Consider the following 15,889-nt stretch of genomic DNA (forward strand, 5'->3'; position numbering starts at 1 on the left):
GATAAAAAGTTATTTGATTAGTATATATATTGATTTATTCCACAATATATTGTATGAGGTGTTTATGAACTATTTATACATAAAATAACCTTCTTCTAATTAATATATATATTATTAATTAGCAATACTTAATAATATATATGATAATAAATCTCATTTAATACAAAAAAAGATAAATTTGATATTTTTAGCAAAAAAAAATATATCTCATAAACGTAGATAATAAGTGAATTTTAGGGCATTTTAAATTATAAAATTTTTATAATGAGAATGAAATTGAGAAAAAAGGGTTTACACGAAAATTTGGTTGTGCTAATATCACCCTACAAGAAGTAACAAACACATGAAACGAAGAACTTCGATGTAGAATGTGGCGAGGAAACGTGGACACTCCCAAAAATTCTTATTCTGAAGAACAGAGTAGAATGTGAATGTTATGACTTGTAACATTTTATATTTCTATTTTTCAGAAAGAAGGAATTCAACTATGAAAAAACAATTAGCAGCAATCTTTGCAGCAACAGCAGTTTTGGGCGTAACTACTGCATTCGCAGCTAACCCATTCTCCGATGTAACTCCAGATTCTTGGGCATACCAAGCAGTTTCCCAATTGGCAGCAGCTGGTATCGTTAATGGTTACCCAGATGGTACTTTCAAAGGCCAAAACAACATCACTCGTTACGAAATGGCTCAAATGGTAGCTAAAGCTATGGCTAACCAAGACCGCGCTAACGCTGAACAACAAGCTATGATCAATCGTTTGGCTGATGAATTCTCCAACGAATTGAACAACTTGGGCGTTCGTGTAGCTCGCTTGGAAGACCGCGTAGGTAACGTAAAAGTTACTGGTGATGCTCGTCTTCGTTACCAAGATGCTGAACATGCTAAATCCAAATTCGACGCTCGTGCTCGTGTACAATTCAACGCAAAAGTAAACGATCGCACTGACGCAGTTGTTCGTTTGACTTCTGGTAACTTCGAATTGGGTAACTCCCAAAACGGTGGTAACTCCAACGCTACAATCGACCGCGCTTATGTAAACCATAAATTCGGCGAACGCGTATCCTTGAAAGCTGGTCGTTTCGGCCAAACTATCGGTGGCGGCTTAGCATTTGATGGTACTTTCGACGGTGCTCAATTGAACGCTGGCAACGACAAAATTATGGCTCAAGCAGCTTACGGTTACATGGTATCCGGTGAAGCAGCTGGCTTAACTAAAGACCAAAACGTAACTAACACTTACCTTGGCTTAAAAGGTAAAGTAGGTAAACACACTATGCTTGGTGGTTTCTACGATCGTGTAAACCAAGATAGCACTAATGGTTACAAAAATATCTACGGCTTCAACGCTGATGCTAACTTCGACAAAGTTTGGGTTGGTGGCGAATGGTTGAAAGACTCCCACGTTGATGAATCTCAAGCTTGGACTGCAGGTCTTGGCTTTGGCGACTACAACATCGCTAAAAAAGGTTCTTGGGATGTTAAAGGCCAATACTTCAACGCTAAAGCTAACGCTCCTATCGTTGATACTACTTACAACCACCTTTACACTACAAATGCTAAAGGTTGGATGGCTTCCGTTAACTATGCATTGCAAAACAACGTTGGCTTGTCCGCTAACTACGGTTTCGACTGGAAAACTCAAGACGGTGCTGATCTTAACGACTTCTACCGTGCAGACCTTAACTACAAATTCTAATTTGATAGTTAACCATATAAAAGGGACTCCTTCGGGAGTCTCTTTTTTTATGAATAATCTATAGATTCCTATAACAAATTGATATAGAATGCCTTTTATTATGCAATTTTGATAATTAAAGATCAACTTATATACAAATAATACTTATCTTTTATTTTGTGATTTATAAGCTCTGTTACTGGGAGAAGTAAAATATTTTTGATAGAGGATTACTGTATATTTCTATCTATATAAGTATTATAAATGGTATAATAAAGAGTATTAGATTTTCTTGTGAAGGAGGTAAGAATGAATCCTTCTTTTTCTCATATAAAAATGGTAGCCATCGATTGTGATGAGACGTTAGTTCGAAGTGATAATACAGTTTCTGCGTATACAGTTGATGTATTGCATCGCTTGCAGCAGAAGGGAATTGGTATAACAATTGCAACTGGACGCATGTATCAAACGGCAAAACCAATTGGATTAGCATTACAACTTGGTAATGTTCCTATGATACTGTTCTCTGGTGGTTTAATCCAGGAGTTAGAAACGGGATATAAGCTATTTGAACAAACTGTTCCTATAGATGTCGTATATCGTGTTTTTCAACTCGGTCAACAATATAGTTGGCATATACAATCGTACGTAGATGATCATTTACTGTGTCATCATAAAAATTGGCAATCCGATCATTATGAACAGCAAACAGGGGCTGTAGCTGAGTTTTTAGGTGATACAATTTATACACTTTCTTCAGAACCCAATAAGCTCATTGCTATCGATACAGAAGAAGGAATCGATAGAATTATTGATATCTTGACCCCATTAGTTGGTAATCAAGTTACATTAGTGCGTAGTCAACGAGATTTCCTCGAAATCACTGCACCGAATGTATCAAAAGGGCGTGCATTAGCTCAATTAGCTCTAGATAATAATCTTAGTCTTGAAAATATAGTTTCCTTTGGAAATGCAGAGAACGATATTTCTATGTTAAGTGAAACGGGATATTCGGTAGCTGTTTCAAATGCAACAGAACATGTAAAATCTGTGGCTAATGAAGTATGTGGTCATCATAATGAAGATGGTGTAGCTCACTGGATAGAAAAGAATCTTTTATAATGGAGTAAAACTATGGAAGCATTTCGTTTATTAATTGTTACAGGCATGTCTGGTGCCGGCAAAACTCAGGTTCTACAAGCATTAGAGGATATGGGCTATCTATGTATTGATAATATTCCTCCTATACTGATTCCTAAGCTAAGTGAAATTTGTCGACAAGGTGGAGAACGTACAAACCGTGTAGCTTTAGTTGTAGATATTCGCGGTGGTGAATTCTTTGAAGCCCTTTCATCATCTCTTGAAACATTAAGAGAAATGAAGGTAGATTATGAAATTGTCTTTATGGATGCTACAGATGAGACGTTAATTAGACGATATAAAGAAAGTCGTCGCAGCCATCCACTGGCTCCAGATGGGATGATCACTACAGGTTTGAAAGAAGAACGTCAGATATTAAATTCTGTACGACATAAAGCAGACTTCATTATTGATACAACGAATATGAAAACTGCGAGCCTCAAAGAGTATTTAAAAACTCGATTCACTCAAGTTGACGAAGGACATGGCATGTCTATTACAGTTGTAAGCTTTGGCTTTAAATATGGATTACCATTGGATGCGGATATGGTTTGGGATGTTCGATTTTTACCAAACCCATTCTACATTCCAGATTTCCGTCATAAAACAGGTCGTGTGAAAGCTGTAAATGAATATATTCATTCTTTTGAAGTTACAGAGGAATTTAAAAAGCGTTATTTTGATACCATTGATTTTCTTGTGCCTAATTATGAACAAGAAGGGAAGTCTCAATTTATCGTTGCTGTAGGCTGTACAGGTGGTATGCATCGATCTGTGGCTATGGCAGAAGCATTATATTCGCATCTATTAGAAAACGGCTATCGCGTTTCTGTAGAACATCGAGATATGATGAAAAATAATGTAGAAGAAGATTATAATCCTCATGAAATTAAAACATTTGGTAACTAGATAGGGGTTCATATGTTGCGAAAAAGATGGTTTCGGTGGCTTATTCCGGGCCTAAATATAAAACGTTGGCTTGCCCTATTTAGTTGTGGTGTAGGTCTTTTAATCATAGGCATTTCATTGATATTTAATTATCAATGGCTTGCCGTTCTTGAAGATATTGTATTAGCCTTTTCTTATAATATGACGGGCTTTTACAATTATAATGTGCTCATTGCTGTAGGCGCTGTTGTACTATCGATTGGCGCTGTGTTAATGTTAATCGGTACGAGTAAGGTTATTAAAACGATTATTCGTGCTGTATTACCTAATCCTGATAGTAAGGTGTCAGATATTATTTTCCAAAATATACGCCTCGATAAAGGTCCTAAAATCGTTGTTATCGGCGGTGGTACAGGATTGTCTAATCTATTGCGTGGATTGAAAACACACACATCTAATTTATCAGCTATTGTTACAGTAGCTGACGATGGTGGTTCATCAGGTCGTTTACGGGAAGATTTTAAAATGATTGCCCCTGGTGACTTACGAAACTGCTTGGTCGCATTAGCAGAACAAGAAGGGGTTATGGAAAATCTTTTCCGCTACCGCTTTGAAGGGGAAAATGAGCTATCTGGACATAGTTTTGGCAATCTCTTTATTACAGCACTTGCTCAAGTATACGATGGCGATGTGGAGGAAGCACTTGAAGCAGCTAGTAAATTACTACGTGTACGCGGTCGTGTAATTCCTTCATCTACAGAGTTCATTAAATTGGTAGCTGAGATGACAGATGGTACCATTGTAGAAGGTGAAAGTAATATTCCAAACTCTGGTAAAACCATTCGCCATATGTATAGCGAACCGGCGCAACCAAAGCCGGAAGGTGCTGCGTTACGTGCTATCGATGAAGCAGATGTCATCATTTTTGGACCGGGTAGTTTATATACAAGTATCATTCCAAACTTGTTAACTGATAAAATTGCATCTCATATACGTGCTAGTAAGGCAAATAAAATTTATATTGCCAATGTTATGACTCAACCTGGAGAAACTTCAGGTTATACGCTTAGTGATCATGTGGAGGCACTCATCGCTCATGGTGGGGAAGGTATTGTAGATACCGTACTGGCAAACGATGGTCCACTACCAATTCAAATGGTAGAACAATATAGTGCCGTAGGTTCAGAGCCTGTAGCATTAGATACTAAGAAACTACAAGCTAAAGGGATTCGCACGATTCGGGCTACTTTAATTAGTCCGAAAAAGCCAGCTGTTCATGATCCAGAACGGTTGGGTAAAGTAATTATGGATATTGTTCACGCCATGCAATCGGATACTGAACCACATATCTTAGAGTATTATCTCCAACGAGATGATCATTAATGAGAAGGGATACCTATGTCATTTGCTGAAGATGTAAAAAATGAATTATGCCAATATGAATCCTCTAGTGATGCAGATGTGGCCATGAAAATTGAAGCGTCTTGCTTATTGCGCATGGGTGGATCTATCATTTTAGGGATGAAGGGCGCTGTTGGTATTAGATTAGCTACTGCAAATAATGCAGTAGCTCGTCGCTTGTTAGGCATCTTAAAGAAACAATATGAATTGCCTACCAATGTATTAGTACGACAAGGGCTTAACTTGCGTAAGAAAAATATGTATACCTTATCTGTGGAGCCATCCATAGAAGGGCGACAGGCTTTAGAAGATCTTGCTTTATGGCCTGTAACTGAACAAATTCCTCGTAGTTGGCTTAAATCTATGGAGGCACGACGTGCTTTTTTACGGGGTGCTTTTTTAGGTGGAGGATCTGTTAATAAGCCACAAAGTGATTATCATCTTGAGTTTATGACGGGGAATGAGAATTTTGCAAAGGAAATTATACATGTATTGCGGTTATTTCATATTCATGCAGGTTTGACTGAGCGTAAGGAAGAGTATGTAGTATATCTTAAAGAAGGGGACGCTGTAACGAATTGCTTGCAGATTATGGGGGCTCAATCAGCCTTGATGGAGTTTGAAAATGTACGCATTATGAAGACTGTGCGAAATCAAATCAATCGGCAAGTAAACTGTGAGACAGCCAATTTACAAAAGGTTGTAGATGCTGCAGTACGTCAGGTAAAAGCAATTCGAATCATCGATAGAGAAATTGGCATTGATGCATTGCCTGACAAGTTGAGGATTGTAGCCAGACTGAGATGGGACAATCCAGAAGCGAGCTTAAAAGAGCTAGAAGAATTGATGGATGGCGAATTATCCAAGTCGGGTATTGGTCATCGTTTAAAGAAAATCGAAGCATTAGCACTTATGTATGACCCTATGGGGCTTGAAGAAATATAGAGGTATTAATATATGTTTTCTTATAAATCAAAATATTGTGTAGCTGCGGCCATGGCCGCCATGGCTGCGCTTACAGGCCATGTAGAGGCTCGTGATATAGATTTACAATCAATTGGATATTTTCAGTTTTCTCCGTTGCCACCAAGCTTGGTGTCTCAAACGGATACATTGCTATTATCGGATAGCCCTGAATATGTAGGCCCAGTAGGCGGTACACTTAGTGCTGGTACCATTAATGGGAATGGCCGTATTTATTTTTATCACGTAAATGAAATGGATCAACCCCATAAGATTGCTATTGTACTAGAAAATCAAACGGCATATCCTAATACTGTTCATGTAATGAGACAGCTTAAATCTGTGGCAACGCCAGATTATTTTGCTGCTGGTCGCGATTTATCCCGCAAGGATTTAGAGCATCCTTTAGATGAAAGTCCTAATGCGAGACCTTTATATTCGCTAAGCATTCCGCCCCAAGGTCGACAATTAATCTTTACTGATTTAGAAAATACACCGGTATATCAAGATGCATTATTTACAGGCATTGTAGATATTAAAACAGAGGCGCCAATCTTTGCTCGCGTTATGATGCTACCTATGGGCATGGACGCCGTTGATGCATCACATTGGGCTAAGAACTTACCTATTGATGAAATTCAATTGCGCGGTACATATACTGGTTCTAAGCGTAATATGGAGGTTACCACGCCTTTTGATACTGCTTTAGGCGGTGCTTTTGTTGAAGTTGGTAATGACCGTGAGGATGCCTTTATCAATGGTGTAGATGAAATGCAAAATAAAGCATTTGTTCGTGACCGTGGTAACTATGGTGTTTCATACACTTTAAAAATTCCTACAAAGGGTAATGAACCGTTTAGATTGTATTTTAACCCTCTTGGTGGGCCATATTCTGGCTCCTTTACGGTAAAAGCACTTCATCAACAAGGTGCCCGTAGAGGTCAAACCGATACGCGTACCTATCATATCGGTGGTGCTGATGGGATTACTGCACTAGGGGACGGTACTATATTAGATAGCCGTCTTATGGGTAATTATAATGCAGGCGATTTGTTAACATTAAACTTCATGCCGGCAGGTGCATCTAATTTGCCAATACGATTCTTATTGATTCCTGAATCTCTTGCAAATCCACAAAAACATCAGACTATTGCGGTCAATGTACCAAAAGATGTAACAGACAGTTTGGGTCATCCAACTCAAAGTGGTACACAAATTCCTGTAGGTCCTATCAATGGTAAAGATAGCAATAAGGGTACTGTAGATACATCTAAATCTACTATGACTCCTGCAAAACAGGCAGAAACAATTGCTCACGAAGAAACAAAAAAATTGAGCGATAAAGCAGCTGCTGATGCTAAAAAAGAGGCACAACTTAAAAAAGCGAAAGAAGCTGAGGAAGCATTAGCTCGTAAAAAAGCGGAAGAAGCTAAATTAGCTGCCGAAAAAGCAGAAATAGCACGCAAGGCTGCAGAAGCAAAACATGCTGAAATTGAGCGTAAAATGGCTGAGAAAGCTGAGGCGGATCGCAAAGCTGCTGAATTGAAGGCGGCTCAAGAAGCACAAGCTGCAAAAGAAAAAGCTGCCTTAGAAGCTAAAAAAGCTGAAGAAATGCGCCAAGCAGAAGAAGCTAAACGATTAGAAGCTGAAAGAAAGGCTGAGGCGGATCGTTTAGAAGCGGCACGTAAAGCAGAGGAAGCTCGTGTAGCGGCAGAAGCAAAACGTCTTGAAGAAGAACGTAGAATGGAAGCGGCTCGTATTGAAGCTGCTCGTAAAGCTGAAGAAGCTAGACAAGCCGCAGAAGCTAAGGCTCGATTTGAAGCACAGCGGGCAGCAGAAAAGGCTGCATTAGAGGCAAAAAAAGCTGAAGAAGAACGCTTAGCGGCTGAAGCGAAAGCGCGTTTAGAAGCACAGCGAAAAGCAGAACAAGAAGCATTAGAAGCACGTCGCGCAGAAGAAGCACGTAAAGCTGCAGAGGCTAAAGCGGCATTAGAAGCACAACGTGCAGCTGAACAGGCTGCGTTAGAAGCGAAACGTCAAGAAGATGCTCGTAAAGCTGCAGAAGCAAAAGCAGCCTTAGAAGCACAACGTATTGAAGCTGCAAGAAAAGCTGAAGAAGCACGTCGTGCAGAAGAAGCGAGAAAGGCTGAGGAGGCAAGAATCGAAGCGGCTCGTAAAGCAGAGGAAGCTCGTGTTGCAGCAGAGGCTAAACGTGCAGAAGAAGCGCGTAAGGCTGAAGAGGCAAGAATTGAAGCTGCCCGTAAAGCTGAAGCGGTTCGTATGGCCGAAGAAGCACGCCGCGCAGAAGAAGCACGTCGCTTAGAAGCAGCTAGACTTGAGGCACAACGCAAGGCCGAGCAAGAACGACTTGAAGCGGCTCGTAAAGCTGAAGAAGCTCGTGTTGCGGCAGAAGCAAAACGTCAGGAAGAATTGCGTAAAGCAGAGCAAGCTAGATTGGCTGCAGAACGTGCAGAGGCTGAACGCCAAGCAGCAGAGGCAAAACGCATTGCTGAAGAACGTTACCAAGCTCACTTAGAAGCGGAACGAAAAGCTGAAGAAGCACGTCAGCAAGCTCTTGCGCAAGCCGAAGTTGAACGTAAAGCAAAAGAGCGAGCTGAAGCGATTCAACGTGTCAAAGAACAACAAGAAAATGCTCGCCGTCGCGCAGAACTTGCACGTCAACAAATCGAAGCAGAGCGTAAGGCAGCACAAGCTGCTAAAACAGGACCTTCCTTCAGTGAACTTGATGATGTACATGAGGATACACCAAGTGTAACTATTCCAAATGCTGTATCTATTGATGAGTTGACTAAACCTAGACCGACTGCATCTCAAAATACACGTCGTCGTGACCAACGGCAACCACAGCAAAATCCAATGACTGATGGTCAACAAGGTCAAGCTCCTTATAGTTCACAGCAAGGTCAACAAAATGATGATCAAAATCCGCCAAAATTATATCCTATGGGTCAGTGATATTAGCTTATAATAATGAAAATTATTTGTATCTAATTATAGATTGATTATAAGGAATCAATTGGTGAAGTATAGAGAGGACAAGCCATTTTTGAGGGTTTGTCCTCTTTTTAAAATACTTATGAACTTTTGCTTTCACATTGACTTTCAAGAGGAGATTCAGTACAATAAATAAAGAAAATGCATCCATGGTACGAGAGACCATTGCATATTACAAAACCTTTTAATTTAGTCCAGAGAGGCTGAGAAAGGAATATAGTTGAAGCGCCCCATAAGGGCTTCTTTGTGCAAACTATTTGACCTTTTGCCCTGGGCAAAAGGTCTTTTTTGTTACGTGAGTTAGGAGGAAATCATGGGACAAGTTAGCCTAAAAGGCAAACATTTATTAGGTTTGCAAAATGTGTCACCTGAAGAAATCAAATTGATTTTAAATGTGGCAAAAAAAATGAAGAAAATCGTTCTTTCTGATGACAAGAAGGTTCCAGTTTTAAAGGGGAAATCCATTATTAACCTCTTTATGGAGCCAAGTACTCGTACCCGTAGTTCCTTTGAATTAGCTGGTAAATATTTAGGGGCTGACGTTATCAATCTTTCTCCTAGCGGTTCTTCCATGGGTAAAGGTGAAAGCTTCCGTGATACTTTGCTAACATTATCCTATATGGGCACGGATGCTATCGTAATGCGTCATAGTGCAGAAGGGGCTCCTCTATATGCTACTAAAGCAGTAGATCCTATTATTATCAATGCTGGTGACGGCGCTCATGAACATCCAACACAAGCATTATTAGATATGTACTCCATTTTAGAGAAAAAAGAATCTATTGAAGGCTTAAAAGTTGTTATCTTAGGCGATATTATGCATAGCCGTGTAGCAAGATCTAACATTTATGGCCTTACAAAAATGGGTGCTAAAGTCCATTTGGCTGGCCCTCGTACAATGGTATATCCAGAGCTCGAAAAATTAGGTGTTACCGTTCACCACGATATTCGTGAAGCAGTGGCTGATGCAGATGTAGTTAACGTACTTCGCATTCAATTAGAACGTATTCATTCTGCATTGTATCCTACAAATAGAGAGTATGCTCGTATCTTCGGTATTAATAATGATGTATTGAAATTGGCTAAAGATGATGTAATGGTAATGCATCCAGGTCCTATGAACCGGGGCCTTGAAATTGCACCAGATGTAGCATATTCTGATCAATCCGTAATTCAAGAACAGGTACGTAATGGCGTAGCTGTACGTATGGCGGTATTGTACTTAACTATTATCGGAGGTGACGGTAGTGAGCTTGCTTATTAAAAATGGTACGGTAGTTAATCCGGCAAAAAAACAAAACGAAGTAGCAGATGTTCTTGTAAAAGATGGTAAAATTGCAGCCATCGGACAAAACTTGAGTGCTGAAGGCGCTGAAGTATATGATGCAACAGGTCTTATCGTAGCACCTGGCCTTATCGATATTCACACACATTTACGTGAACCAGGCCAAGAGGCGAAAGAAGACTTCCACTCCGGTACACAAGCGGCTGCAGCAGGTGGTTTCACACGTGTTGTAACTATGGCTAATACAAATCCAGTTGTAGATAATGCTGCTCTTGTAAGAGGCTTACAAAAACAGGCTGAGCTTACAGGTGTTGTAAAAGTAGAATTTATTGGTGCTGTATCAAAAGGCCTTGAAGGCAAAGAACTTGCTGAAATGGGTGATATGGCAGAAGCCGGTGTAGTCGCCTTCTCCGATGATGGTCACTATGTAGAAAATGCTGCGTTTATGCGTCGTGCCTTAGAATACTCCTCCATGTTCAATAAAATGGTTATTGACCATGCAGAAGACATTACATTGACTAAAAATGGTCATATGCATGAAGGTATCGTTTCTTATGAATTAGGTGTTATTGGTCGTCCTGCAGTAGCTGAAGATTTGGCTGTTGCTCGTGACATCTTGTTGTCTGAAATGACAGGTGGTCACATTCATATTGCTCACGTAAGTAGTAAAAATACTGTAGATATGGTTCGTCGTGCAAAAGCAAAAGGTCTTAATGTAACATGTGAAGTTACAAGTCAACATTTATCTTTCACAGATGAATATTTACGCGAGTATAACCCAGCGTTCAAAATGGCTCCTCCAATTCGATCCGAAGATCATCGCCAAGCATTATTAGAAGGCTTGAAAGATGGCACAATTGATGCAATTATTACAGACCATGCACCACATGCGTATGAAGAAAAAGACCATGAGTTCTGCTGTGCACCAAATGGTTTCAGTGGTCTCGAAACATCTTTGGCAGCGGTTATTACTAATGCATATGGTCCAGATAAACTCAGTATTGACCAAGTTGTGTACTATATGAGTACACGTCCAGCTGAATTAATGCGCCTTGATGCAGGTGTTCTTGAGGTTGGTAAACCAGCAGATATTACTGTATTCTCTACAACAGAAGAGTGGACAGTAGATCGAAATAAATTCTATACAAAAGGTAAAGTCAGTCCATTTGATGGTATGACTGTTACAGGTAAGGCCAAACTTACAGTAGTTGATGGCAAAGTAGTTATGAAGGAGGGCGTAGTCTTATAATGAAAGGCAAGTTAGTTCTTGAAGATGGTTCCGTGTTTGAAGGTTCCTTATTAGGTGGCGCTCCTACATTAGGGGAAGTTGTATTTAACACAGGTATGACAGGGTATCAAGAAATCTTGACTGACCCATCCTATGCGGATCAAATTATTACATTAACATATCCTTTGATTGGTAATTATGGTACATTGAATGCTATTACTCAAGGTCCTAAACCATATTGTAAAGGATTTATCGTAGGCGAACTGTGTGATTTTCCATCTAACTGGCAAAATGAAGGGCTATTTAGCGAGTATCTTCGTTTACACGGCATCCCTTGCCTTTATGATGTAGATACACGTGCTATTACACGTGTTATTCGTAATCATGGTGTAATGAAAGGCGTACTTGTACGTTCTGATTACCCTATGGAAGATATCCAAAAATTATTTAAACAAGACTTGCCAACAGATCAAGTTATGCGTGTAACTACAAAATGGCAAGGTATGCGTGGCGATAAAAATGCAGAGTTCCATGTAGCTGTAATGGACTATGGTGTAAAAGAAAATATCCTTCGTTCTTTAGAAGCAGCTGGTTGCCGATTAACAGTGTTCCCTGCAGATGCTAAGGCTGAAGATGTATTAGCAGCAAATCCAGATGGTGTATTCTTATCCAACGGCCCTGGAGACCCTCAAGATCTTGGCTATGCCGTAGAAGAGGTAAAGAAATTGTTCGGTAAAAAACCTATCTTCGGCATTTGCATGGGCCATCAAGTATTGGCACAAGCCTATGGTGGTGCAACATTTAAATTAAAATTTGGTCACCGTGGCTCTAACCATCCAGTACAAGATTTACGTACAGGCCGCGTATATATTACATCTCAAAACCATGGCTATGCAGTAGATGATACTTCCTTGCCAGACTTTGTAGAAATTACACATCGCAGTGTAAATGATGGCACTGTAGAAGGTATGCGCCATAAAGAATTGCCTATTTTCTCTGTACAATATCACCCAGAAGCGTCCCCAGGACCTACTGATAATCTATATTTATTTGACGAATTTGAAGACTTAATGAGAAAGGGAAAATAATATGACCACAGAAGCAAAAAAAGTACTTGTAATTGGTTCTGGTCCAATTATTATCGGCCAAGCTGCAGAGTTTGACTATGCTGGTACACAAGCATGCCGTTCCCTTCGTGAAGAAGGTTATAAAGTAGTATTGGTTAACTCCAATCCTGCTACAATTATGACTGATACAGATATTGCAGACCGCGTATATGTAGAACCAATTAGTCTTGAATTCGTAACAGAAGTAATCAAAAAAGAACGCCCTTGGGGCTTATTGGCTACATTAGGTGGCCAAGTAGGTCTTAATATGGCCGTACAATTGTCTGAAGCTGGCGTATTAGAAGAATACGGTGTAAAACTTCTTGGTACAACTCTTGAAGCAATTAAACAAGCCGAAGACCGTGAGCTATTCAAAGAAGCGATGAAGGAAATCAACCAACCAGTTCCTGAATCCGATATCTTTAATGATCTTGAAGAAGCTGTAGCCTTTGCTAATCGCATTGGTTATCCTATCATCATCCGTCCTGCATATACATTGGGCGGTACTGGAGGCGGTATTGCACATAACGAAGATGAAATGTATGAAATCACACGCCGTGGTTTAAAACTTTCACCAATCCACCAAATTTTGGCGGAGCGTTCAGTTGCAGGTTGGAAGGAAATCGAATACGAAGTAATGCGCGATAGTGCAGATAACTGTATCATCGTATGTAACATGGAAAATATCGATCCTGTTGGCGTACATACTGGTGACTCCATCGTTGTGGCACCAAGCCAAACATTGAATGATATTCAATACCAAATGCTTCGTACTGCATCTGTAGAAATCATTCGTTATTTGAAAATCGAAGGTGGTTGTAACGTACAATACGCCTTGAATCCTAATAGCAATGAATATATCGTTATCGAAGTAAACCCTCGTGTATCCCGTTCCTCTGCATTAGCATCTAAAGCAACTGGCTATCCAATTGCGAAGGTAGCTGCAAAAATTGCAGTAGGCATGACATTGGATCAAATTACAAATGCTGTAACAGGCGAAACAAAAGCATGCTTCGAGCCTACACTGGACTATGTAGTAACTAAGTTCCCACGTTGGCCATTTGAAAAATTCAATTTGGCAGACCGTACATTGGGCACTCAAATGAAGGCTACTGGCGAAGTTATGGCTATCGACCGTTCTTTAGAAGGCTCTTTACTTAAAGCAATTCGTTCTTTGGAAATTGGTTTAGATCATATTGAACTTAAGAAAATTACTCATGAGTCCATGGAACAATTGATTGAACGTTTACATTTAGTAGATGATGAACGTATCTATGTTGTAGCAGAAGCCCTTCGCAAGGGGATTAGTGTAGAAAAAATTCATTACATTACAAAAATTGATACATTCTTTATTGAAAAAATCAAAAATATTGTTAATGTAGAAAAAGCGTTAGCTGAACATGGTTTAACAGAAGAGGTATTGCGCAAAGCAAAACGTTATTCCTTCACTGATTCTGTTATCGCTCGTTATGCTAATACAACTGTAGAAGATGTTCGTGCAAAACGTAAAGAATGGAACATTCTTCCAACATATAAATATGTAGATACATGTGCTGCCGAATTCGAATCTAAAACACCGTACTACTACAGTGCTTATGCACAAGAAGACGAAGTTAAACCACTAGGTGAAAAATCCGTTGTAGTACTGGGTTCCGGTCCAATTCGTATCGGTCAAGGCGTAGAGTTCGACTACTGCTCTGTGCATTCCTCTTGGGCACTTCGTAAAGCGGGTTACCAATCCATTATGATTAACAATAATCCAGAAACAGTGTCTACTGACTTTGATATTTCTGATTCCTTGTACTTCGAACCATTAACAGTGGACGATGTAATGGAAATCATTGATAAAGAAAAACCAGCTGGTGTTATTGCTCAATTCGGTGGTCAAACGGCGATTAACTTGGCAGGTCCATTAGCTAAGCGTGGTGTCAAAATCCTCGGTACATCCGTAGATAGCATTGATATGGCAGAAGACCGTGAACGCTTTGATGAATTGTTGGCAAAACTTGGTATTCCACGTCCAGTAGGTGCGCTTGTAACCTCCGATGAAGAAGCACAAGCAGCAGCTAAAAACTTGAAATATCCATTGATTGTACGTCCTTCTTATGTATTGGGCGGCCGTGCTATGGAAATCGTATACAACGATAAAGAGCTTGATGTATACATGAAGGAAGCCGTAGTAGCATCTAAGGAACATCCTGTTCTTATCGACCGTTATATGGTTGGTATGGAGGTAGAGGTTGACGCTATTTCCGATGGTACTGACGTTTGTATTCCTGGTATTATGGAACAAATCGAACGTGCCGGCGTTCACTCTGGTGACTCCATGGCCGTTTACCCAGCTCAACATTTGAGCCAAGAATTGATTGATCAAATCGTTGACTATACACGTCGTATTGCAGTAGGCCTTAATGTTAAAGGTGTACTTAACATTCAATATATCGTGGCTGATGGTGAACTTAACGTAATCGAAGTTAACCCTCGTTCTAGCCGTACTGTACCATTCATTTCTAAGGTTACAGGCATCAATATGGTAGAATGTGCAACACGCATTGCTCTTGGTGAAAGCTTAAAAGATTTGGGCTTGCCACTCGGTCTTGTACCTAATAAACCATATGTAGCTGTAAAAGCACCTGTATTCTCCTTCTCCAAAATGGGCCTTGTAGAAATCGCTCTTGGACCTGAAATGAAATCTACTGGTGAAGTTATGGGTATTGGTCGTACTTATTCTGAAGCATTGTTTAAAGCTATCAATGGCGCTAACATGCGTATCCCAGAAGATGGTACAATTCTCATGACTGTAGCAGACCGCGATAAAGAGGAAGCGAGTCAATTAGCAAAAGGCTTTATTGAATTGGGCTATCACATTGAAGCAACTGGTGGTACAGGTAAATACTTCAAAGAACATGGCGTTGACTGCAAGGTAGTTAACAAAATCTCTGAAGGTGATGACAACTGTGCTGACCACATTCGTCAAGACAAAGTCGATCTTGTACTTAATACATTGACTGCAGGTAAACGTCCTGAACGTGAAGGCTTCCAATTGCGTCGTCTTGCGGTAGAAATGGGTACACCATGCTTAACAAGTCTCGATACAGCTCGCGAAGTATTGCGCGTTGTAGCAAACCGAAAAGATGATGCTAACTACAACGTAGAAGCATTACAGGATTTTGAATTGGAGTAAA

10 protein-coding genes are annotated in these 15,889 nt (G+C 40.0%); all 10 read left to right on the top strand.

Features of this window, described 5'->3' with window-relative positions; genetic code table 11:
* The first annotated feature begins 487 nt into the window (after positions 1-487).
* The 10 genes from VCHSUH03_RS08935 (at position 488) to carB (ending at position 15,888) form a co-directional block, all read left to right on the top strand.
* Positions 488-1,699 (top strand): putative porin, encoded by a 1,212-nt coding sequence (locus VCHSUH03_RS08935; protein ID WP_105086203.1) that lies wholly within the window; start codon positions 488-490, stop codon positions 1,697-1,699.
* Between the two features lie 288 nt (positions 1,700-1,987).
* The gene (locus VCHSUH03_RS08940) at positions 1,988-2,800 is read left to right on the top strand and encodes a Cof-type HAD-IIB family hydrolase (RefSeq protein ID WP_105086204.1); all 813 of its coding nucleotides are present in this window, start codon (positions 1,988-1,990) and stop codon (positions 2,798-2,800) included.
* A gap of 12 nt (positions 2,801-2,812) precedes the next feature.
* Positions 2,813-3,727 carry an RNase adapter RapZ gene (rapZ, locus tag VCHSUH03_RS08945; RefSeq protein ID WP_105086205.1) on the top strand — a complete coding sequence of 305 codons (915 nt, stop codon included), beginning with the start codon at positions 2,813-2,815 and terminating at the stop codon, positions 3,725-3,727.
* A 12-nt stretch (positions 3,728-3,739) separates the two neighbouring features.
* Positions 3,740-5,089 (top strand): gluconeogenesis factor YvcK family protein, encoded by a 1,350-nt coding sequence (locus VCHSUH03_RS08950; RefSeq protein WP_105086206.1) that lies wholly within the window; start codon positions 3,740-3,742, stop codon positions 5,087-5,089.
* A 15-nt stretch (positions 5,090-5,104) separates the two neighbouring features.
* A complete protein-coding gene (gene whiA, locus VCHSUH03_RS08955) occupies positions 5,105-6,052 on the top strand; it encodes a DNA-binding protein WhiA (protein WP_105094770.1) in 948 nt (315 codons plus the stop codon).
* Positions 6,053-6,064: 12 nt separating this feature from the next.
* On the top strand, positions 6,065-9,046 hold the full coding sequence (locus VCHSUH03_RS08960; RefSeq protein WP_105094771.1) for an ATPase: 2,982 nt from the start codon (positions 6,065-6,067) through the stop codon (positions 9,044-9,046).
* Positions 9,047-9,398: 352 nt separating this feature from the next.
* The gene (locus VCHSUH03_RS08965; protein ID WP_105094772.1) at positions 9,399-10,349 is read left to right on the top strand and encodes an aspartate carbamoyltransferase catalytic subunit; all 951 of its coding nucleotides are present in this window, start codon (positions 9,399-9,401) and stop codon (positions 10,347-10,349) included.
* The gene (locus VCHSUH03_RS08970) at positions 10,333-11,619 is read left to right on the top strand and encodes a dihydroorotase (protein WP_039969456.1); all 1,287 of its coding nucleotides are present in this window, start codon (positions 10,333-10,335) and stop codon (positions 11,617-11,619) included. Before VCHSUH03_RS08965 ends, VCHSUH03_RS08970 begins: the two co-directional genes overlap by 17 nt.
* On the top strand, positions 11,619-12,686 hold the full coding sequence (gene carA, locus VCHSUH03_RS08975) for a glutamine-hydrolyzing carbamoyl-phosphate synthase small subunit (RefSeq protein ID WP_105086210.1): 1,068 nt from the start codon (positions 11,619-11,621) through the stop codon (positions 12,684-12,686). The genes VCHSUH03_RS08970 and carA overlap by 1 nt, the downstream gene beginning before the upstream one ends.
* A gap of 1 nt (position 12,687) precedes the next feature.
* The gene (carB, locus tag VCHSUH03_RS08980; protein WP_105094773.1) at positions 12,688-15,888 is read left to right on the top strand and encodes a carbamoyl-phosphate synthase large subunit; all 3,201 of its coding nucleotides are present in this window, start codon (positions 12,688-12,690) and stop codon (positions 15,886-15,888) included.
* Position 15,889 lies beyond the last annotated feature (1 nt).

The sequence above is a fragment of the Veillonella infantium genome (genome assembly GCF_002959895.1).
Classification (GTDB): domain Bacteria; phylum Bacillota; class Negativicutes; order Veillonellales; family Veillonellaceae; genus Veillonella; species Veillonella infantium.